The following is a 20,636-nucleotide window of genomic DNA, read 5'->3' as shown; positions in this document are numbered from 1 at the left end:
CGCGGGCGGCGGGGCTCAGCTCGATTTCGCCATGGCCGTGGCGAGCTGGTCGACATTGTAGCGGAACATCTTTTCATAGGTCGGCGCCGGTCCCTTGGCGTCGGAGAGCGATTCGACATAGAGCTCGCCGCCGGGCTCGGCGCCCGTTGCCTTGGCGACCTGCTTGACCAGGCGCGGATCATTGGAATTTTCGAAGAAATAGGCCTTCACATGCTCGCTCTTGATCTGGTCGATCAGCTTGGCGACGTCGGCGGCCGAGGCTTCGCTCTCGGTGGAGAGACCGAGCGGCGCCAGGAAGCTCACCTTGTATTCGCGGCCGAAATAACCGAAGGCGTCGTGGCTCGTCAGCACCTTGCGGCGGTCATCGGCGATCGCGTCGAATTTCGAATGGGCATAGGCGTTAAGCTCGTCCAGCTTCCGGGTGTATTTCTCGGCATTGGCCTTGAACGCGGCGGCGTCGGCGGGGTCCGCTGATGACAGTGCCTTTTCGATATTGGCGACCCAGACCTTGACGTTCACAGGGCTGTTCCAAACATGCGGATCGGTGATGGTCTTGCCGTCCTCTTCCATGGTGCGGGTGCTGATGCCTTCGGAAACCGTCACCGGCTTGCCCTTGTAGCCTGAGGCGGTGATCAGCCGGTCCATCCAGCCTTCCAACCCCTCGCCACTGACGAAGGTGACTTCGGCCGCCTTCAGATTCTTGGCATCGGCCGGCGACGGCTCGAATTCATGGGGATCGCCATTCGGGCCGACGAGGCTTGTGACATGAACATGGTCGCCGCCAACCTGTTTCACGACATCGGCAAGCACGGTGAAGGACGCCACAACCTTCAGCGTTTCGGCCGAAGCCGGAGCGGCCGAGAGCGCCATCAGCGCGGAAAGTGCGGCGACGGAGAGAAGCAGTCTGCGCGATATCATCGAAGTCTCCTTGAAATCAGCCCTTCAGATGCGGGCGGGGAAAGAGGCGCCGGGCGATGCCGGAAGGCGCGAAGAGGATTGAGAAGGCGTAAAACAGCGCTGCCGTCATGATGATCGTCGGGCCGGAGGCGAGCTCGAGATGGTACGAAGCGATCAGGCCGAGATAGCCGGAGGTGGCCGCACTGACGGTCGCGATCAGCATCATGACAGGCAGACTGCGCGACCAGAGCTGGGCGACGGCCGCCGGCAGCATCATCAGGCCGACCGCCATCAGCGTGCCGAGCGCCTGGAAGCTGGCGACGAGGTTCAGTACCACAAGTAGCAGGAAGAGCACGTGATAGACCGGCCCGCGCCCGCCGACGGCGCGCAGGAAGCCGGGGTCGAAGCATTCGGCCACCAGCGGCCGGTAGATGGCGGCGAGGATGACGAGCGTCAGCGAGGTGATCGCGCCGATCTGATAGAGCGCCGGCGCATCGATCGCCAGGATCGTACCGAAGAGCACGTGCAAGAGATCGATATTCGACCCGCGCAACGAGACGATCAGCACGCCGAGTGCCAACGAGGCGAGATAGAAGCTGGCAAAGCTTGCATCCTCGCGCAGCACGGTCATCCGGCTGACGGCGCCGGACAGCAGCGCCACCGACAGGCCGGCGATGAGGCCGCCGAGCCCCATCGCCGTCAGCGACAGCGAGCCGGCGACGAGATAACCGATCGCCGCCCCCGGCAGCACTGCATGGCTCATGGCATCGCCCATCAGGCTCATGCGCCGCAGCATCAGGAAGACGCCGATCGGCCCCGAGCCGAGTCCGAGGCAGAGGCAGGCGACAAGGGCGCGACGCATGAAACCGAAATCGGCGAAGGGCGCGAGGAAGAGATCGTAAGCCGTCATGCCGCCGGCGCCTCTTGCGGGACGCAGGCCGCCGCATCCTCATCCCAGCGCTCGGCCATGGCGCGGGCCTTCATCAGATTGGCAGAGGACATGACATCGCCGGTCGGCCCCCAGCCCACGAGCTCGCGGGCAAGCAGCAGGGTCTGAGGGAAATGTGTCCGGACGAGCTCGAAATCATGCAGCACGGCGATGACGGTGCGGCCCTCGCCGTGCCAGCGGGAAACGATATCGAGGAGATCCCGGGTCGTGCGGGCATCGATAGCGGTAAACGGCTCATCGAGCAGGATGACGTCGGCATCCTGCAAGAGCAGGCGCGCAAAGAGCACGCGCTGGAACTGGCCGGCCGAGAGCGATCCGACATGGCGCCTGCCGAAACCGTCGAGGCCGACAGCGGCAAGCGCCTCGCCCGCCTTTTTCACATCGGCGGGTGCCATACGGCCGAAGGCGCCCCTGCTCTTCCAGGCGCCGAGCATGACGGTGTCGATGACCGAAATCGGAAAGCGCCGATCGATCTCGGCCACCTGCGGGAGATAACCGAATTCCGCGCGTGCCAGCCGGTGCTCGACCCTGCCTTCGGCCGGCCGAAGCTCGCCCATGATCGCCTTCAAAAGCGTCGACTTGCCCGCCCCATTCGGCCCGGCAATCGCCGTCAGACTGCCCGGCGCAAAGGCGCCGGAGACATGATGGACGGCGGGGTGGCGATCATAGGCGACGGTAAGGTCGTCGAGACGGACCATCGACGGCGTCATGGCAGCAGAACCGCCCAGCCAATGACAAGCCAGAGCCCGGAAATGATCACCGAGATGCCGATCATCCTGGATAAGGCCGATTGTCCCAGCAGGCTGATGAAGGGGCGATCGGGGCTCGGGTGCATGGGTCATCCTGAAAATGTAATAACATTACTCGTTATGTTATAACGATTGCGGCGAGATTGAGGCGAGATGGCGGGCTTTTCTGTCACAGGCTGATCGGTAGTGTATCGTAGGCTCAAGACCCGGAACGACGGAGTTTCGGGGAGAGTGATTAGCAGGAGGAGTAACGCCGCTGCTAGAGCCTTTCCGGGCTAGATTGAAGCATTCTCTCGGCTCAAGCGGAGTCGGATGGTCGACCGGCCGGCGCGCGTCGTAGCCCAGCCCTACGGCCAAGCCGGCCGGTCGATCAGCCGGCCCGTTTCGGCCAACCCTCCCGCAGATTTGCTCGGCAAATCTGCAAGACTCCAGAATCGCCGGACGCACTTATCGCTTAACCACGGCGAAGCGGTGCGGCCGGTGGGCCGGGCATCTCTAGCCAGGATCAAAGGCGATCGGCTCGGACGTACTTTGGGGTATGCCCTTCGCCAATCGCCTTTGCACTGACGAAAACCTGCTCCGGCAGAATGCTTCAATCTAACCCGGAAAGGTTCTATTGAATCACCCCCGTTGGGTTTGCCACCGAGCGCACCCCACCCTCAGTCGTCTTCGGGCTTGACCCGAGGGCCCAGGCTGGCCTCCGCCGGCACCGGGTATGGATCCCAGGCTGAGGGCCTGGATGACGGAGTTGGGGGAGGGTCATTGGCAGGAGGCGCAACGCCGCTGCTATTGACTCGTTGGGTTTGCCACGGAGCGCACCCCATCCTCCGTCGTCCTCGGGCCTGACCCGAGGACCCAGGCTGGCCTCTGCCGGCACCGGGTATGGATCCCAGCTCTGGGCCTGGGATGACGGAGGTTGGTGGCACGTTGCTGCCAGACCAGCCGGCGGTGCCGTCCTATCGAAATCTCAAAGCAGTTCCAGCATCGCGGCCGCACCCGAGACCGTGGCCTGGCCGGGGCTTTCCTCGACGTTGAGCGCTTTGACGACGCCGTCTTCGACCAGCATCGAATAGCGCTTGGAGCGCAGGCCGAGGCCGCCGGCGGAGAGGTCGGCGTCGAGGCCGACGGCCTTGGTGAAGCCGGCGTCCCAATCGGCGAGGAAGTGGATCTTGCCAAAGCCGCCGGAGGATTGCGCCCAGGCGCCCATGACGTGCCAGTCGTTGACGGCGAGAACGGCGATGTCGTCGACGCCCTTGCCGAGGATGGTGTCGCGGTTTTCGAGGTAACCCGGCAGATGGTTCAGCGAGCAGGTGGGCGTGAAGGCGCCGGGAACGGCAAAGAGCACGACGCGCTTGCCGGCAAAGAGCTGCTCGGTGGTGATTTCGACCGGGCCGTCGGCGGTCTTTTCCTTGAAAGTGGCGGCAGGAAGCTTGTCGCCGATCGCGATGGTCATGGGTTTTCTCCTCGGGGTTCGGGCTTATTGGGGTTCCAGCTGGCGGCGGGCGCCGGCGTGGCTGAGGCGACTATAGGTTCCGCTCAGTCAAAGGCAAGCGTGGTCTCCATCGCCTTGCCGCCATCGATGACCAGCACGCTCCAGCGCTTTCCCGATGGATCATAATCCTTCGGCAGTTTGCCGATTGCAATGTCGGTCTTAAAGGTGGCGCCGTCGCGTTTGCCGCCGATCTGCTTGGTGAAAGCGTAGCCGCTCGGGCCGGTGACGATGATATCGGGCGCGCCGCTTCCCCCGGACGGCAGGGTGAGCGTCAGCGACAGGGTCTTCCTGTCCGGCGAGATCGCATGCGCCGTGACCGCGAAATCGGCCGAGGGCGGCTTCGGCAGCGCCGCATCGGCGGCCGCAAGGATCGCCTCCTCCTCCAGATGCGACTGGGTGGCGGGGCCGAGCGTCACCGCCAGGTGTGCCTGGAAGGGAACGCAGATATCCCTGCAGATGCCGATGAAGGCCGTCGCGTCGACCACAACCGGGGCTTTGGCTGATGCCGTCAGCGACAGCGGCAGCGTCACCGGCGCGTCATAGGCGATATCCTCGATCCCGCCCTTGTAAAAATGCTTGGGAACGGGATAGCCGATGGCATCGAGCGCCACGTTGCTTCTCGGGGCGATGGTGATTTGAGGCGGAATGCCGCTGTTGCCGGGCTCGCGCCAATAGGTGATCCAGCCGGGTTTCGGCTCGATCTGCAGGGCGGCGCGGATTTTGCCGTCGGCACCGGGCGCCAGCGCCACGAGGCGCATGCGGCCGCCCTCGGCCTCGGCCCAGGCGCTCATTTCCGCCTGCGCAGAACAAAACGGGGCGAAGGACGCGGCAAGCGAAATGACCGCCATGAAAAGCCGGCGCGGGGCCAAAGAAATAATCATCATGGAACAAAGGTTTACCGAAAGTGCCGTTTGGCCGCCAGAAGCGGACGGCCACATAATCTTCATTTTCAGTTGATTGATTAGTGACATTGGCCCATCTTTCTCTTGTCGGGGCCTTGGTGCGGTCTGGCAGCAGGAGGAACGATGTCCTTATCGACGCTGAAGAACAGACGGGAACGTGGCTTCTTCGATGGCCAGTTCCTCATCGCCATGCCGGGCATGGAAGACCGCAATTTTGCGCGCACCGTGATTTACATCTGCGCGCATTCGGATGCCGGCGCCATGGGCTTCGTCATCAACCGGCCGCAGAGCCTCACCTTCACCGACGTGCTGCTGCATCTCGACATGATCAAGCAGGAAGAGCCGATCGTGCTGCCGCAGCGCGCCCGCGACTTCCCGATCCAGACCGGAGGCCCGGTGGAAAGCGGCCGCGGCTTCGTGCTGCATTCGGACGATTATGCCAGCGACTCCTCGATTCCCGTCAGCGACGACATCTGCCTGACGGCGACGCTCGACATCGTGCGCGCCATCTCCAAGGGCGCCGGGCCGAAGCGCGCGACGATGCTGCTCGGCTATTCCTCCTGGGGCGCCGGCCAGCTTGAAAACGAGGTCGCCAACAATGGCTGGCTCACCTGCCCGGCCAATGAGGAACTGATCTTCGACCGCAGCCTCGACGACAAGTACGAGCGGGCGCTCGCCGGCATGGGCATTAACGCCGCCATGCTTTCGGCCGAGGCCGGCCACGCCTGACGCCTGTGGCGCCGGCGCCGGCGATCGCTGGAACGAATAGCTTCAAGTGACGTTTCCTTCCCGCGCGGACGAGAGGTCCGACGCTGACAAGGAGATATTACATGGGTAGCACCAGCGACAAGATCTCGGGCAAGGCAAACGAAATTGCCGGCAAGACGAAGCAGGCGGTCGGCAAGGCCACGGACGATCGCGACATGCAGGCCAAGGGCGACGTCCAGGAAGCCAAGGGCAAGGGGCAGGTCGCAACCGGCAAGGTCAAGGACAAGCTCAAGGGCGCCGTCGACCGGCTCTGAACCACAGCGCATCCTTTGAACCATGCCTGCCGCGCTTCGCGCGGCGGGCATTTTTAATCCTCCGCTGCTTTACCGAGATCAAGACGATGAAGCTTTTCGCCTGCGACAATTGCGATCAGGTCGTCCACTTTGACAACCGCCACTGCGTGCGCTGCAATCATCGCCTCGGCTTCCTGCCCGGCGATCTCGCCATGCATGCGCTGGAGCCGCGCGACGAGACGGCCTGGCAGCTTGTTGCCAATCCCGACCGGCAGGTGCGCTTCTGCGCCAATGCCGGGCTCGACATCTGCAACTGGCTGGTGGAGGACGACAGCGACGGCGAGTTCTGCACTGCCTGCCGCCATAACCGGCTGGTGCCGAACACCGACACACAGGACGGCATCGACCGGTGGCGGCGCATCGGCCAGGCGCAGCGTCATCTCTTCTATTCACTGCTGCGCTGGAAGCTGCCGCATCCCGATCGCGCCCAGGATCCGCAAGGCGGCCTCGTCTTCGATTTCCTCGAGGATTCGCTGCAGGGCGACGGCAATGTCGTGCCCGCCATGACCGGCCACGAGGAAGGCCTGATCACCATTCGCGCCGCCGAAGCCGACGACGCCACCCGCGAACAGGCGCGCAGCTCGATGAACGAGCCCTATCGCACGCTGCTCGGCCATTTCCGCCACGAGACCGGCCATTTCATCTGGAACAAGCTGGTGCGCGACCAGAACGGCCTCGACGATTTCCGCGCCGTCTTCGGCGACGAGCGGCAGGATTATGCGGCCGCCCTGCAAAACCACTATTCCAATGGCCCGCCTCTGGGATGGCAGGGCAGCTTCATCAGTGCCTATGCCGCGTCACACCCCTGGGAGGATTTCGCCGAATGTTTCGCGCATTATCTCCACATCGTCGACACGCTGGAGACCGCCCGCGCCTTTGGCATCGCCATCGATCCGCGCGGCCATGAGGAAATAGCCGGCGAGGTCGATTTTCTTCCCTACAGGGCACAGAGCGCCGAGCAGCTTGTCAGCGCCTGGGTGCCGCTCAGCCTGGCGATCAACGCGATCCAGCGCAGCATGGGCCAGCCGGATTCCTACCCTTTCGTGCTCTCCTCGCCTGTCGTGGCCAAGCTCGAATATCTGCATCGCCTGATTCAGGGGGCGGCGACGGCGCCGTAGCAGTGAGATGCAAGGCCTCTCCCATCCTCATCCCGTGCTCGTCATCGGATGAGTCCGCCTCCGCCCATTGTCGGCTTTCGGGGACGAATTGGCTGGGACGACACCACATATTCCGTCATCCTCGGCCTTGAGCCACTGCTGTCCGGTTTAAATTTGGTGGACAAGGCGCACGGTGTTGATTCTACTCGTATTCGGATGTTTGGCGACAATCCCGGACACGAAAGAGGGGCAACACCGTGCGGCATGAGAATAGCGTCTTTCATGATCTGTTGAAGCGGATTCCGTGGGCGGCCTTCGAAAGACTTGTGGAGGAGCATCAGGCCGACAAGCACGTGCGGCGGCTGTCGACGAAGAGCCAGCTGGTCGCGCTGCTCTACGGCCAGCTTTCCGGGGCCGTCAGCCTGCGCGAGATCGTCGGCGGCCTGCAAAGCCACAGCAGCGGTCTTTACCATCTCGGCGCCCAACCGGTGTCACGATCGACCCTTGCCGACGCCAATGGCCTACGCCCGAGTGCGGTTTTCGCCGAGCTGTTCGCGCAGATGGTGTCCCGCGCCGGGCGTGGGCTCAAGCGGGCCGTCGGCGAGGCGGTCCATCTAATCGACAGCAGCAGCCTGCGCCTTTCCGGAGCGGGATCGCACTGGGCACGCTTTTCCGATCAGGCCTGTGGCGCCAAGGTTCACGTCGTCTACGATGCCAATGCCGAACGGCCGATCTATGCGGCGGTGACGCCGGCCAATGTCAACGACATCACCGCCGCCAAGGTCATGCCCATCGAGGCAGGCGCCACCTATGTCTTCGACCTCGGCTATTACGATTTCGGCTGGTGGGCGAAGCTCAATGCCGCCGGCTGCCGCATCGTCACGCGCCTCAAATCCCATACCAAATTGGCCGTCATCGAGGAAAGAGCGGTTAGCCCGGATGGAACCATCCTGTCGGATCGGGTCGGCCTTCTGCCGCAGCGCATGGCAAAAAGCCGCAGGAACCCGATGAGCGGGCCGGTTCGGGAGATCTGTGTGCAGATCGAAACCGGCAAGATATTGCGCATCTTCTCCAACGATCTCGATGCCCCGGCAGAAGAGATCGCCGCGCTCTACAAGCGCCGCTGGGCGATCGAGCTGTTCTTCCGCTGGGTCAAGCAGACGCTGAAAATCCGCCATTTCCTCGGCAACAGCGAGAATGCCGTGCGCATCCAGATCGCCGTCGCTTTGATCGCATACCTGCTGCTGCAGATGGCCAAGGCCGACCAGACCACCGTCACAAGCCCGCTCGCCTTCGCCCGCCTGGTGCGCGCCAATCTCATGCATCGCCGCAGGATCGACCGCCTGTTGCAACCCGCCGGCAGGCCACCACACAGTCCCCACCAGATGAGCCTCCAATGGTGACCAAATTTAAACCGGACACCAGTGGCCTTGAGCCGAGGATCCATGCCCCTGTGGTAGGTGTCGGCGTGGATGCTCGGGTCAAGCCCGAGCATGACGGAGATTGGGTTGAACCGACGGACACATTCGTGCCGCCAGTGCATTAGTAGAGAGAGGTGCGCAACGGCAAAACCTCACACCCTTTAGAACGAAACCGCCTTGCCCTTCTTGAACGGCTCCATACCCCGGCGCGCGAGTTCATCCGCCCGTTCGTTTTCCGGGTGGCCGGCGTGGCCCTTGACCCAGTGCAGCGTCACCTTGTGGCGGTTGCGGGCTTCTTCCAGCGCCTGCCAGAGTTCGGCGTTCTTCACCGGCTTCTTGTCCGCGGTCTTCCAGCCGTTTTTCTTCCAGCCGAAAATCCATTTGGAGATGCCATCCTTGACGTAGGCGCTGTCGGTATAGAGATCGACCTCGCAAGGGGTCTTGAGGGCCTGCAGGGCGGAGATTGCCGCCAGCAGTTCCATGCGGTTGTTGGTGGTATCCGCCTCGCCGCCGCAAAGCTCCTTTTCGACCTCGCCATAACGCAGCACGGCGCCCCAGCCGCCGGGGCCGGGATTGCCGGAGCAGGCGCCGTCGGTGAAGATATCGACGTGCTTCATAGGCTCAATCCGTATTCGGCGGCCGAGCCGATCTGGCGGTGGAAGCGCAGCTTGCGGAGATATTCGAGCGGGTCCTTCTTGGTGACCATGGCACCCTCCGGCGTCGTCAACCAGTCGTAAAGCCGCGTCAGGAAGAAACGCAGCGCCGAACCGCGCGACAGCACCGGCAAAGCAGCGATCTCTTCGCCGCTCAAGGGACGCACGCTCTGGTAACCCTCGAGCATCGCCGTGCCCTTGGTGATGTTGTAGGCGCCGTCCTTTTCGAAGCACCAGGCATTCAGGCAGATCGAAACATCATAGGCGAGCAGATCGTTGCAGGCGAAATAGAAGTCGATCAGGCCCGAAAGCTGATCGCCGAGGAAGAACACATTGTCGGGAAAGAGGTCGGCGTGGATGACGCCGGCCGGCAGACCTTTCGGCCAGGCGGCAGCGAGGAAATCGAGTTCGCTGCGGATCTCATCTTGCAGGCCGGGCTCGACCTCATCGGCGCGCGCCTCGGATTTTTCCCAGAGACTCCGCCAGCCGTCGAGCGACAGCGCGTTCGGGCGCTTCAGCTCGAAACCGTCGCCCGCGACATGCATCTGGGCGAGCGCCCGGCCGACCTCGCGGCAGTGTTTCGCCTCCGGTTTTCTCAGCCACATGCCTTCAAGGAAGGAAATCAGCGCCGCCGGGCGACCGGAGAGCGAGCCGAGCAGCGTGCCGTCGCGGCGCGGCAGCGGCAGCGGGCAGGACAGGCCGCGGGCCGCAAGATGCTGCATCAGGCCGAGGAAGAAGGGCAGATCGGTCTTTTCCACGCGCTTCTCGTAAAGCGTCAGGATCAGCGGCTCCTTGGAGGTGTGCAGCAGGAAATTGGAATTTTCCACACCTTCGGCGATGCCCTTGTAGGAGAGCAGGCTTCCCGCGTCATATTCGGTCAGGAACCACTTCAGATCGTCTTCGGCGATATCGGTATAGACTGCCAAGTGAGGTCTCGTCGTTGCTTATGGATGATGGACGGCCGGGCCGGGATGACGGCCTAGCCGTTGACGAAGGCCATGTCGGCCGCCGTCAGCTCGATGCTGCGCAATTCGCGATTGACCAGGAAATTCTCGGTTTCCTGCACCGTTTCGGCGAGTTCGACGCGGGCGTCGAAGCGGGCGCGGAAGGCCTCGATGATCTCGTTGACGATGACCTCGGGGGCGGAGGCGCCGGCCGAAAGGCCGAGCGTCGAAATCGCGCCGATCTCGTCCCAGTCGAGTTCGGCGGCGCGCTGCACCAGGATCGATTTCTTCGCCCCTGCCCTCAGCGCCACTTCGACCAGACGCTTGGAATTGGAGGAATTCGGCGCGCCGACGATGATGAAAAGATCGCAGCCGGGGGCCGCCTGCTTCACCACTTCCTGGCGGTTGGTCGTCGCATAACAGATCGAATCGGCGGCCGGCGCGGTCAGGTTGGGAAAACGCTCGTGCAGGCGGGCGATGACGCCGGCCGTGTCGTCGACCGAGAGCGTCGTCTGGGTGACGTAACCGAGATTGTCCGGGTCGGCGGGTGTGTAGGCGTCGGCATCCTCGATCGTCTCGATCAGCGAGACCGATCCCTCCGGCAGCTGTCCCATGGTGCCGATCACCTCGGGGTGGCCGGCATGGCCGATCAGGACGACGTGGCGGCCGAGGCGATTGTGGCGCATCGCCTGCTTGTGGACCTTGGAGACTAGCGGACAGGTGGCGTCGAGATAGAAAAGGTTGCGGCTTGCCGCATCCTCCGGCACGGACTTCGGCACGCCGTGGGCGGAGAAGACCACCGGCTGGGCGCGATGTTCGGCCGGGATCTCGTCCAGTTCCTCGACGAAGACGGCGCCCTTGGCCTCCAGCCCCTCGACGACATAACGATTGTGGACGATCTCGTGGCGCACATAGACCGGGGCGCCATAGGATTTCAGCGCCAGCACGACGATCTGGATGGCGCGGTCGACGCCGGCGCAGAATCCGCGCGGCCCGCAGAGCCTGATCGTCAAGGGAGGTTTCGCCGCAATATTCATGTCATTTCCGGATTGAGAGGGTTAGGGACCTCTAGCCCAATATGACCAAGAATTGAAGCGATACTATTGCGAGGATGTCTTGCCTGGCTTGCGGAACCAGGAGATCGCCACCACGACGACGAGCACGGCGGCCAGCCCGTACCAGGTCAGCGCATATTGCAGATGGTCGTTCGGCAGGTCGACCTGGGTGACGCCGCCGATCGGCAGGCCGGCCGGATTGGGCGTCGAATCGGCATCGACGAAAAACGGGATGACGCGGCCCTTCTCCAGCCCGACGCTTTCGGCCATGACGTCAAGGTCCTTCCAGTAGAAGATGTTCTTGGCGACGTCATTGTCGGGCACCAGCGAGGAGGGTTTGCCGGGAAGCTTTGCCCGCGCCAGCCCGGTGACGGTCTGCTGATCCGTCAACTGGCCCTGCATGCGCATTTCCGGCTCCTTGTTCTCATAGGGAACGAAGCCACGGTTGACGAAGAGGACGCGCCCGTCGGCAAGCTCGAGCGGGGTATAGACGTAAAAGCCGGTCTGGCCGCGCCAGGTGGCGAAGAAGTGCCGCTCCTTGTTGTTGATGTAGCGGCCGGTGGCGGTGACCTTGCGGTATTCGATGTCGCCGCCGGATGCCGCCATCGCCTCGATATCGGCCAGCGGCACAGGCGCGGCAGCCTGGCGCGCGGCGATGTCGGCAAGAAGGCCCTGTTTCCAGTGGAGGCGCTGCAGCTGCCAGGTTCCGAGCGTAATCAGGATGGCAAGGGCGATCAGAACCAGGATGCCTGTTATCACGGGCATCCGGCGGCGCGGCGCGGCACGGTCGATTTCAGTCACTCAGGCGTCCTTCGCGGGCATTATGACGGTATTGCATGGCGATCAGGATGCCCTTGAACCAGCGCAGCGTCAGCAGCGACAGGATGATGGTCAGGGGGCCGAACAGTAGGATATGCACCCAGATCGGCGGGCCGTAATTCACCTGCAGCCAGAGCACCATGCCGATAATGATAAAGCCGACGATAAGGATGACGAAGACGGCCGGCCCGTCGCCGGAATCGGCGAAGGAATAGTCGAGACCGCAGGAAGCACAACGCGGTTTTAGCCCGAGCAGGCCATCGAACAGCTTGCCCTGACCGCAACGCGGGCAGCAGCCCTTGATGCCTGTCTTAACAGGATCGACAGGGGGAAAATGCGCGCTGTCCTCGTTCATGCCGTTCCTTCTGACAATTTCGATGCTGCCTTAACTCTCCCATAAAGTATTCGCATCCCGAATGGAAACGCCTGCGCGGTTTCGCCTCATGATTCGCGCCAAACAGAAGAAGAAGACTGATGACCAGCGACAGCCATGCCGGACAGATCATTATCCTGAACGGCGCGCCGCGCAGCGGCAAATCCAGCATTGCCCGGGCAATCCAGGACGAATTCGAGGGTCCATGGATCAACCTCGGCGTCGACGGCTACAATGCGATGACGCCGCAGCGCTATTTGCCCGGCATCGGGCTCAGGCCGGGCGGCGAGCGACCGGAGCTCGAAGAGCTGATACCGTTCCTCTATGCCGCCCTTTACGAGTCAATCGCCATCCATGCCGGATTGGGCCTCAACGTCGTCGCCGATCTCGGCCATCACGACAGCTATTCGCACCCACTCGGCATACTTCCCGACTGCGCCCGGCGACTCGACGGCCTTTCCGTGCTGTTCGTCGGCGTGCGCTGTCCGCTCGAGACGATCATGCAGCGGCGAGACATTGCCCAAGATGGCCGCGAGACGCTGTATCTCCGCGCCACTGCAGACATGCCGGTTCCCGAACCGGTGCAGCGCTGGCAGGACGAGGTGCACCGGCCAGGCATCTACGACATGGAGGTCGATACGTCGGTGCTGACCGCCCACGAATGCGCCGAGGCAATCCGCCAACGCCTCGATCTCGGCATCCCCGGACCTTCGGCCTTCGAAAGGATCGCTGGCGGGCGTTGATGGCAATCGCACGTCCCACTCTCCATGAAGCTCGGCCTTGACCGACTTGACCCGCGCATCGACGCCGAGTTCGGCGGCAAATGCCACCATGACCGCTTACGGGTGCCAAGCTGGGGCCGGAAGCGACGGGACCATCGATATCTTTGCCATTTGCCGACGACGACGCGCCCCGCCCATCCGGGTAATATCAATGTGATCAATCGCGGCGTAGTGTTCCATTTGGCTTTGAGAGGAGGATGCTATGCCTACCATATTGGCCTATCACGACGTCAAGGACGTCAAACATTGGCTCACTTCACCGCGCCGCAAAGAGGTCTTCGAGCCCCTCGGCTGCACAAACATTCGTACGTTTGTCGATCCACAGGCGTCCAACCGCGTTGGCCTCGTCATGGACGTTCCCGACATGGGCCGCCTGGAGGAATTTATGAAGTCCAAGCAGGCGGCGGATGCGATGGAGTATGACGGAGTATTGCCGGAGACCTTGGTGATTCTCACTCAATCGTAGCGGGACGTCAGGGGCCGCGCCGTGGATCAAGCCCTGCGATCGCGGTGCGTCGAGCCAAAAACAGAAAAGGCGGACCCGAGGCCCGCCTTTCGCTTGAACATCGCTCCCGATCAGCCGGCTGCGACGGGTGCGCCCCAGCCGCCCCAGACGTAGATGCAGAAGAACAGGAACAGCCAGACGACGTCGACGAAGTGCCAGTACCAGGCGGCCGCCTCGAAGCCGAAATGCTGCTTCGGAGTGAAGTCGCCGCGGAGCGCACGCAGCAGGCAGACCAGCAGGAAGATCGTGCCGACCAGGACGTGGAAACCGTGGAAGCCGGTCGCCATGAAGAAGGTCGCGCCGTAGATCGAATTCTTGAAGTCGAAGGGGGCGTGGGCGTATTCGTAGGCCTGCACGCTGGAGAACAAGATGCCGAGCAGCACGGTCAGCGTCAGGCCCTGGACCAGGCCCTTGCGGTCATTGTGCAGCAGCGCATGGTGCGCCCAGGTGACCGTCGTGCCGGAGAGCAGCAGGATGACGGTGTTGTAGATCGGCAGGTGCCAGGGATCGAGGACTTCGATGCCCTTCGGCGGCCAGACACCGCCGGTATAGGCCATGCGCGAGGCCTGGATCGCCTCGTTCGGAAAGAGGCTGGCGTCGAAATAGGCCCAGAACCAGGCGACGAAGAACATCACTTCCGAAGCGATGAACATGATCATGCCGTAGCGCAGGTGCAGCGAGACGACGCGGGTATGGGCGCCCTCATGGGCTTCCTTCACCGTATCGGCCCACCAGCCGTACATGACGTAGAGAACCAGCACGAGGCCGATATAGAATAGCCAGGGATTGGCGAGTTCGGCGCCGGCAACCTTGAAGGAGCCGCCGTTCAGGTAACGCATATAGCAGACGCCGCCGATCGCCATGATGAAGGCGCCGAGCGAGGCGAGAATCGGCCACGGGCTCGGATCGATGATGTGGTAGTCGTGGTTCTTCTGATGCGCATCGGCCATGTAGCTATCCCCGGATGTCTTCCTCACTTCGTCCCCGGCATAGCCGGAAACGAGCCTTAATCAAAGTTTCTTTTCAATGTTTTCCGCTCCACCCTCATTCGAAGCGACAGGCTTCGGACCCTCTCTCGGGTAGAACGTATATGACAGCGTCACCGTATGGATATCCTTCGATTCCGCCGCCTTGACGATTTCAGGGTCGATATAGAACACGACCGGCATTTCCAGCTTCTCGCCCGGCTTCAGGTCCGTTTCGGTAAAGCAGAAACACTGAACCTTGTTGAAATAGGCGCCGGCTTCGCCCGGCGTGACGTTGAACACCGCCTGGCCGCGCTGGGTCTCGTTCGACCGGTTCTCGGCGACGAAATTGACCTGGATGGTTTCGCCGATCCGCGGATTGACCTCGCGCTCGACCGGCTTGAAATTCCATTGCAGGCCGGGCGCGACATTGGCGTCGAAGGTGACGCGCATCTTGCGATCGAGCACGACGCTCGACATCTGCTCGACGCGCTGCGTCGTGCCGTTATAGCCGGTCACCTGGCAGAAGATGCGGTAAAGCGGCACGGCGGCATAGCTCATCGCGCCCATGCCGAAGACGAAGCTCAGGCAGATCATGACGACGGCGCCGTTGTTGCGTCCCTGCTTCTTGCGTGGGGCGGCGGTTTCGCTCATCCGGCCATTCCCCCGCCGATCTTGACGATCGCCATCACGTAGAAAAGGACAACGAGGCCGGCAAGCACTAGCCCGAGGGCGATGTTGCGGTTGCGGCGCGACTTCATCTGCTTCTCAGTGAGCTTGACGAGATCCATCAGAACGAACCTCCCGCGTAGGAGACCAGCATGGCGGCCAGCCGGTCGATCATCAGGGCGGAGAAAACGGCGAAGAGATAGAAGATCGAGAAGGCGAAGAGTTTCTTCGCCGGGATCATCTTCGGATCACCGTCGGGCATGCGCCAGACGGCGATGGAACAGTAGATGAAGACCGCGCCGAGCGCGGCAGCGACGAGGCCGTAGGCGAAGCTGGCAAAACCGAGGAAGGACGGCAGGACCGCGCAGATCGCGGTCAGCACCGCATAGGCGACGATCTGATGCTTGGTCACCCGCTCGCCGGAAACGTTCGGCAGCATCGGCACGCCGACGGCCTCATAGTCGCGCATCTTGAAGAGGGCCAGCGCCCAGAAATGCGCCGGCGTCCACAGGAAGATGATCAGGAAGAGCACGGTGCTCTCGATCGTCACCGAATTCGTCACGCAGGCCCAGCCGATCATCGGCGGGAAGGCGCCGGCGGCACCGCCGATGACGATGTTCTGCGGCGTCGAGCGCTTCAGCCACATGGTGTAGATGACGGCATAGAAGAAGATCGTAAAGGCGAGGATGCCGGCCGAAAGCCAGTTGACGGCAAGACCGAGAATGGCGACCGAAAAGCAGGAAAGCACCAGGCCGAAGGCCAGCGCCTCGGAGGGGGCGATGCGGCCGGCCGGAATTGGACGCTTGGCGGTGCGGCTCATGATGGCGTCGATATCGGCATCGTACCACATGTTGAGCGCACCGGAGGCGCCGGCGCCGACGGCGATGCAGAGGATGGCGATCAGGCCGAGGACCGGATTGATGTGGCCCGGCGCCAGCACCAGGCCGGCAAAAGCGGTGAAGACCACGAGCGACATCACCCGTGGCTTCAAGAGTTCGAAGTAATCGCGCGCACTCGCTTCCGACAATTCGCCGTCCTTTGCAAGCGCCTCGTGATTGTCGATGACCGTCATCATTCCGTCCTGAATGTCTCAATGCCAGGACGCCGTGTGAAACGCGGCGTCCTGATATCCGCGCAAATTACTTGATGCGCGGCAGCTGTTCCCACTGGTGGTAGGGCGGCGGCGAAGGCAGCTGCCATTCGAGCGTCGTTGCGCCCTCGCCCCACGGATTGTCGCCGGCCACGCGCTTCTTGGCCAGGGCTTCGAAAACGCAATAGAGGAAGACCACCACGCCGAAGGCCGAGATGTAGGAGCCGACGGAGGAGACGTAGTTCCAGCCGGCAAAGGCATCGGGATAGTCGATATAGCGGCGCGGCATGCCGGCGAGCCCGAGGAAGTGCTGCGGGAAGAACACCAGGTTGACGCCGATGAACATGATCCAGAAGTGCAGCTTGCCGAGGAATTCGCTGTACATGTAGCCGGTCATCTTCGGGAACCAGTAGTACCAGCCGGCGAAGATCGCGAAGACGGCGCCGAGCGACAGAACGTAGTGGAAGTGGGCCACGACGTAATAGGTGTCATGCAGCGACCGGTCGAGACCGGCATTGGCAAGCTGGACGCCGGTGACGCCGCCGACCGTGAACAGGAAGATGAAGCCGATCGCCCAGAGCATCGGCGTGCGGAACGAGATCGAGCCGCCCCACATCGTTGCGATCCAGGAGAAGATCTTCACGCCCGTCGGAACGGCGATGACCATTGTGGCGAAGACGAAGTAGCGCTGCGCATCGAGCGACAGACCGACCGTGTACATGTGGTGGGCCCAGACGACGAAGCCGACGGCGCCGATCGCGACCATGGCGTAGGCCATGCCGAGGTAACCGAAGATCGGCTTCTTCGAGAAGGTCGAGATGATGTGGCTGATCATGCCGAAGCCCGGCAGGATGAGGATGTAGACCTCGGGGTGACCGAAGAACCAGAACAGGTGCTGGTAGAGGATCGGATCGCCGCCGCCTTCCGGCGAGAAGAACGAGGTGCCGAAGTTGCGGTCGGTGAGCAGCATGGTGATGCCGCCCGCCAGAACCGGCAGCGACAGGAGCAGCAGGAAGGCGGTGATCAGCACGGACCAGGCAAACAGCGGCATCTTGTGCAGCGTCATACCAGGCGCACGCATGTTGAGGATGGTGGTGATGAAGTTGATCGCACCGAGGATCGACGAGGCGCCGGCAATGTGGAGCGCGAAGATCGCAAGGTCGACCGCCGGTCCCGGCGTGCCGCTTGTCGCCAGCGGCGGATACATCGTCCAGCCGCCGCCGGTGCCGTAGGCGCCGGCCGGGCCTTCGACGAACATCGACAGCAAGAGCAGCGCGAAGGCCGGAACGATCAGCCAGAAAGAGATGTTGTTCAGGCGCGGGAAAGCCATGTCGGGGGCGCCGATCATGATCGGCACCATCCAGTTGGCGAAACCGCCGATCATCGCCGGCATGACCATGAAGAAGATCATGATCAGCGCGTGCGCGGTCGTGAACATGTTGAACATCTGCTTGGCGCCGTCGATGGCGGCATCGCCCTCGTAGCCGTAGACCATCGAGGCCAGGCCGTGGAAGATCTGGATGCCCGGCTCCTGCAGCTCCATGCGCATGGCCACCGACAGCGCGCCGCCGATGATGCCGGCGATGATCGCGAAGATCAGGTAGAGCGTGCCGATGTCCTTGTGGTTGGTCGAAAACAGCCAGCGATTCACAAAGCTCGGCTTGTGCCCATGATCATGGTGATCGTGATCATCATGCGCATGGTCGTGGTGGGCGTGAGAATGATCGTCGTGAGCGGAAGGTCCAGCCATTGTCCCGATCCCCTTTGATTACTGTGCTTCGGCAACGTCGACGGTCTTTGCGGGACCATCGGTTGCGGCCATGAGTGTCTTGTAGGCGCCGGGCAGGTCGCTGGCGGCTGCGCTCAGCCACTGCTTGTACTTGTCCTCGGAGACGACGCGGATGGCGATCGGCATGAACGCATGATCCTTGCCGCAGAGCTCGGAACACTGGCCGTAGAACAGGCCTTCGCGCTCGGCCCTGAACCAGGTTTCGTTGAGGCGGCCCGGCACGGCGTCGATCTTGATACCGAAGGACGGCATGGCGAAAGCGTGGATGACGTCGGTCGGCGCTGCGGTCACGAGGACGCGCACCGTCTTGTTGACCGGCAGCACCAGCTCGTTGTCGACGGCCAGCAGCCGGGGATAGATCGACTTGTCTTCCTTGCCGGCGGCGGCGCGGTCCTGATCCTTCAACAGGTAGGAATCGAAGGCGAGCGGGCTGTCGCCCGAACCTTCATATTCATAGTTCCACTGCCACTGCGTGGCGGTCGCCTTGATCGTCACGTCGGGGTTTTCGGGCAGCGTCAGCTGCGCCGTCAGCAGGGTGAAGGAGGGAATGGCGAGAAGGAGCAGCACCAGGACCGGCCCCACGGTCCAGATGACCTCGATCAGCGTGTTGTGGCTCGTCTTCGAAGGCACCGGATTGGCGCTGGCGCGGAATTTGACGCAGACGACGACGAGCAGGATCAGAACGAAGAGCGTGATCGGAACGATAAACCACAGAGTATATTGTTCGAACCAGTGGATTTCCCGCATGATCGGCGTCGCCGCCGGCTGCAGCGTCGCCTGCCACGGCTTCGGCTGGTCGGCATATGTGCCGGAAGCAAAAAGCAGACAGACCAGCGCGGTCAGAGCTGCATAAGCCTTCTTCATCACCTTATTATCTCCCTCGAGCGCTTGACCTGCAAAACCAACGCAGAATCCTTGCCATCTTCAGCGCTTCAAACCACAGTTTGGCATTTGCCGCAACAGGCCAGAGCAATTGTCTATGCGGCATTTTTGCTTAGAGCCTTTCCTCTTTAGATTGAAGCATTCTGACCAGGAAGGGCTCTAAAGAGCAGGCAGGCCGGGATGGCGAAACATCCCAAGTTTTTCATCAGCATATGAAAAAACGCCTTTCCCGCCAATCCGGCCGCCATACATTCTTGCCGAAAGGTCCAATTTCTGCCGCAGTCCCCCGGTTTTCACGGGCTGGGGCTTTTCATTTTCGGTGGGCAGCTTCAACAATAGCCGCAATGATTCGATATCCAGAGGTTTTCATGGGTTTCCGTTCCCTCGCGCAGTCGCTCGTCGTGACTGTCAGCATCGCGGCTGCCGCGGCGACGCCCGTTTTCGCACAGCAACCCGCTCCCTCCCCGGCCGCGCCCACCGCGCCAGCCCCGGCCGCCCCTGCCCCCACCCCGCAACAGCCGAACGCCGCCAGCCCTAAAGTCGAACCGGCGACGCCCAGCCAGACGCAGCCGCAGGCGCCGGGCACGGTGAAATCCAATCACGGCGCATGGTCCGTCGTCTGCGACAAGCCGGCCGGCGCTTCGGCCGAACAGTGTGCGCTGATGCAGAACGTCATTGCCGAGGACCGGCCGGAGGTCGGGCTTTCCGTCGTCGTCCTGAAGACGGCTGACCGCAAGTCGAAGATTCTGCGCGTGCTCGCACCGCTCGGCGTGCTGCTGCCGAACGGCCTCGGCCTCAATGTCGACGGCAAGGATATCGGCCGCGCCTATTTCGTGCGCTGCTTCGCCGATGGCTGCTATGCCGAGGTCGTGCTCGAGGACGAACTGCTCAAGACCTTCCGCAGCGGCGCCCAGGCAACCTTCATCGTCTTCCAGACTCCAGAAGAAGGCATCGGCATTCCCGTCGATCTCAAGGGTTTTGCCGAAGGTTTTGACGCTCTGCCGTGAGGCGGGGGCAGCTTCCGAGCCGAACGTCGCTCGTATTCCGTCACTCTACTTGCTTAGAAGCTCACCCCATTCTCCGTCATGCTCGGGCTTGACCCGAGCATCCACGCCCTGCCTCCGACAGCGGCACCATGGATCCCAGGCTCAAGGCCTGGGATGACGGAGGTTGGGGGCACGTTTCCGCCAAACTGCGCCCATAAGTTCTTCTGTACGATCTCCCATCGCCGCAAATGTCATCTTTTGGCTCGATCAGTGAATTCTGAGTTCAATCATATTCGGAAAAGCTGCAAACATATTCAGAATGGTCGCCTGCATCGACGATATAGCCAGGCATCTCATCTGCACTACCGTTACGGGGACGGGTGGGAGAGTATATTTCCAGCCTTTTTCCGGTGCGCCTTTCGATCTCATCCCTGAGCGCTGCAGCGGGCTTCGAGAACAGGATGTTATAGGATGACGCTGTGAAGGATCCGTCATTCGACTGTCCCGAAGCCGGGATTTCGAAAGTGGAATATTGATTTCCGAAAAACTCGCCCGG

General features: G+C 62.4%; 25 protein-coding genes. 8 read left to right on the top strand and 17 right to left on the bottom strand.

All coding sequences use genetic code 11. From position 1 onward, the window contains the following. Positions 1–15: 15 nt before the first annotated feature. The 4 genes from J2J99_RS05115 to J2J99_RS34445 are packed head-to-tail and all read right to left on the bottom strand — an operon-like array spanning position 16 to position 2,681. A complete protein-coding gene (locus J2J99_RS05115; RefSeq protein WP_168302320.1) occupies positions 16–918 on the bottom strand; it encodes a metal ABC transporter solute-binding protein, Zn/Mn family in 903 nt (300 codons plus the stop codon). 16 nt (positions 919–934) lie between these two features. After that, complete coding sequence (locus J2J99_RS05110; protein WP_168302321.1) at positions 935–1,807, bottom strand: metal ABC transporter permease; 873 nt, start codon at positions 1,805–1,807, stop codon at positions 935–937. Next, a complete protein-coding gene (locus tag J2J99_RS05105) occupies positions 1,804–2,556 on the bottom strand; it encodes a metal ABC transporter ATP-binding protein (protein ID WP_168302322.1) in 753 nt (250 codons plus the stop codon). Before J2J99_RS05105 ends, J2J99_RS05110 begins: the two co-directional genes overlap by 4 nt. Next, on the bottom strand, positions 2,553–2,681 hold the full coding sequence (locus J2J99_RS34445) for a hypothetical protein (RefSeq protein WP_281410861.1): 129 nt from the start codon (positions 2,679–2,681) through the stop codon (positions 2,553–2,555). Before J2J99_RS34445 ends, J2J99_RS05105 begins: the two co-directional genes overlap by 4 nt. 226 nt (positions 2,682–2,907) lie before the next feature. On the opposite strand from J2J99_RS34445, the gene J2J99_RS34675 reads away from it, so the two are divergent. Then, the gene (locus J2J99_RS34675) at positions 2,908–3,162 is read left to right on the top strand and encodes a hypothetical protein (RefSeq protein ID WP_425526057.1); all 255 of its coding nucleotides are present in this window, start codon (positions 2,908–2,910) and stop codon (positions 3,160–3,162) included. A 400-nt stretch (positions 3,163–3,562) separates the two neighbouring features. On the opposite strand, the gene J2J99_RS05100 is transcribed toward J2J99_RS34675, so the two are convergent. Beyond that, positions 3,563–4,048: a peroxiredoxin gene (locus tag J2J99_RS05100; RefSeq protein WP_168302323.1), complete on the bottom strand. Its 486-nt coding sequence runs from the start codon at positions 4,046–4,048 to the stop codon at positions 3,563–3,565. An 83-nt stretch (positions 4,049–4,131) separates the two neighbouring features. Beyond that, entirely contained in the window at positions 4,132–4,971 is an 840-nt protein-coding gene (locus J2J99_RS05095; RefSeq protein ID WP_205919337.1) for a protein-disulfide reductase DsbD domain-containing protein, read from the bottom strand. A 141-nt stretch (positions 4,972–5,112) separates the two neighbouring features. On the opposite strand from J2J99_RS05095, the gene J2J99_RS05090 reads away from it, so the two are divergent. From J2J99_RS05090 to J2J99_RS05075, 4 genes are all read left to right on the top strand, one after another. Continuing rightward, entirely contained in the window at positions 5,113–5,718 is a 606-nt protein-coding gene (locus tag J2J99_RS05090; protein ID WP_168302325.1) for a YqgE/AlgH family protein, read from the top strand. A 101-nt stretch (positions 5,719–5,819) separates the two neighbouring features. Then, complete coding sequence (locus J2J99_RS05085; protein WP_168302326.1) at positions 5,820–6,011, top strand: CsbD family protein; 192 nt, start codon at positions 5,820–5,822, stop codon at positions 6,009–6,011. Between the two features lie 86 nt (positions 6,012–6,097). Then, positions 6,098–7,168, top strand: coding sequence for a zinc-binding metallopeptidase family protein (locus J2J99_RS05080; RefSeq protein ID WP_168302327.1), 1,071 nt, complete (start codon positions 6,098–6,100; stop codon positions 7,166–7,168). Positions 7,169–7,404: 236 nt separating this feature from the next. Then, a complete protein-coding gene (locus J2J99_RS05075; RefSeq protein WP_168302472.1) occupies positions 7,405–8,550 on the top strand; it encodes an IS4 family transposase in 1,146 nt (381 codons plus the stop codon). A gap of 179 nt (positions 8,551–8,729) precedes the next feature. Here J2J99_RS05075 and rnhA read toward each other — a convergent pair whose 3' ends face one another. From rnhA to J2J99_RS05050, 5 genes are all read right to left on the bottom strand, one after another. Further along, entirely contained in the window at positions 8,730–9,185 is a 456-nt protein-coding gene (gene rnhA, locus J2J99_RS05070; protein ID WP_168302328.1) for a ribonuclease HI, read from the bottom strand. Next, complete coding sequence (locus J2J99_RS05065) at positions 9,182–10,147, bottom strand: homoserine kinase (protein ID WP_168302329.1); 966 nt, start codon at positions 10,145–10,147, stop codon at positions 9,182–9,184. The genes rnhA and J2J99_RS05065 overlap by 4 nt, the downstream gene beginning before the upstream one ends. A gap of 53 nt (positions 10,148–10,200) precedes the next feature. Continuing rightward, on the bottom strand, positions 10,201–11,202 hold the full coding sequence (ispH, locus tag J2J99_RS05060; RefSeq protein WP_168302330.1) for a 4-hydroxy-3-methylbut-2-enyl diphosphate reductase: 1,002 nt from the start codon (positions 11,200–11,202) through the stop codon (positions 10,201–10,203). Between the two features lie 63 nt (positions 11,203–11,265). Further along, positions 11,266–12,021 (bottom strand): SURF1 family protein, encoded by a 756-nt coding sequence (locus J2J99_RS05055; protein ID WP_168302331.1) that lies wholly within the window; start codon positions 12,019–12,021, stop codon positions 11,266–11,268. Next, entirely contained in the window at positions 12,014–12,394 is a 381-nt protein-coding gene (locus tag J2J99_RS05050; RefSeq protein WP_168302332.1) for a DUF983 domain-containing protein, read from the bottom strand. Before J2J99_RS05050 ends, J2J99_RS05055 begins: the two co-directional genes overlap by 8 nt. A 119-nt stretch (positions 12,395–12,513) precedes the next feature. Between J2J99_RS05050 and J2J99_RS05045 the strand changes: the two genes are divergently transcribed. Further along, positions 12,514–13,155: a chloramphenicol phosphotransferase CPT family protein gene (locus J2J99_RS05045; protein ID WP_168302333.1), complete on the top strand. Its 642-nt coding sequence runs from the start codon at positions 12,514–12,516 to the stop codon at positions 13,153–13,155. Positions 13,156–13,396: 241 nt separating this feature from the next. After that, positions 13,397–13,660: a hypothetical protein gene (locus tag J2J99_RS05040; RefSeq protein WP_097597707.1), complete on the top strand. Its 264-nt coding sequence runs from the start codon at positions 13,397–13,399 to the stop codon at positions 13,658–13,660. A 110-nt stretch (positions 13,661–13,770) separates the two neighbouring features. On the opposite strand, the gene J2J99_RS05035 is transcribed toward J2J99_RS05040, so the two are convergent. The 6 genes from J2J99_RS05035 to coxB form a co-directional block, all read right to left on the bottom strand. Next, positions 13,771–14,649, bottom strand: a complete 879-nt coding sequence (locus J2J99_RS05035; RefSeq protein WP_168302334.1) for a cytochrome c oxidase subunit 3 — start codon at positions 14,647–14,649, stop codon at positions 13,771–13,773. Between the two features lie 60 nt (positions 14,650–14,709). Then, a complete protein-coding gene (locus J2J99_RS05030) occupies positions 14,710–15,318 on the bottom strand; it encodes a cytochrome c oxidase assembly protein (protein WP_168302335.1) in 609 nt (202 codons plus the stop codon). Beyond that, complete coding sequence (locus tag J2J99_RS05025; RefSeq protein ID WP_168302336.1) at positions 15,315–15,455, bottom strand: hypothetical protein; 141 nt, start codon at positions 15,453–15,455, stop codon at positions 15,315–15,317. Before J2J99_RS05025 ends, J2J99_RS05030 begins: the two co-directional genes overlap by 4 nt. Further along, on the bottom strand, positions 15,455–16,405 hold the full coding sequence (locus tag J2J99_RS05020) for a heme o synthase (RefSeq protein WP_168302339.1): 951 nt from the start codon (positions 16,403–16,405) through the stop codon (positions 15,455–15,457). The genes J2J99_RS05025 and J2J99_RS05020 overlap by 1 nt, the downstream gene beginning before the upstream one ends. 67 nt (positions 16,406–16,472) lie before the next feature. Beyond that, positions 16,473–18,173: a cytochrome c oxidase subunit I gene (gene ctaD, locus J2J99_RS05015; RefSeq protein ID WP_168302337.1), complete on the bottom strand. Its 1,701-nt coding sequence runs from the start codon at positions 18,171–18,173 to the stop codon at positions 16,473–16,475. Positions 18,174–18,191: 18 nt separating this feature from the next. After that, on the bottom strand, positions 18,192–19,076 hold the full coding sequence (coxB, locus tag J2J99_RS05010) for a cytochrome c oxidase subunit II (protein WP_168302338.1): 885 nt from the start codon (positions 19,074–19,076) through the stop codon (positions 18,192–18,194). A 362-nt stretch (positions 19,077–19,438) separates the two neighbouring features. Between coxB and J2J99_RS05005 the strand changes: the two genes are divergently transcribed. Beyond that, on the top strand, positions 19,439–20,101 hold the full coding sequence (locus J2J99_RS05005) for an invasion associated locus B family protein (RefSeq protein ID WP_207600948.1): 663 nt from the start codon (positions 19,439–19,441) through the stop codon (positions 20,099–20,101). Positions 20,102–20,636 lie beyond the last annotated feature (535 nt).

This window comes from Rhizobium binae (assembly GCF_017357225.1).
In the GTDB taxonomy this organism is placed as follows: Bacteria; Pseudomonadota; Alphaproteobacteria; order Rhizobiales; family Rhizobiaceae; genus Rhizobium; species Rhizobium binae.
Note: the sequence above shows the minus strand (reverse complement) of the source record. Positions and strands in the feature narration are given on the sequence as shown.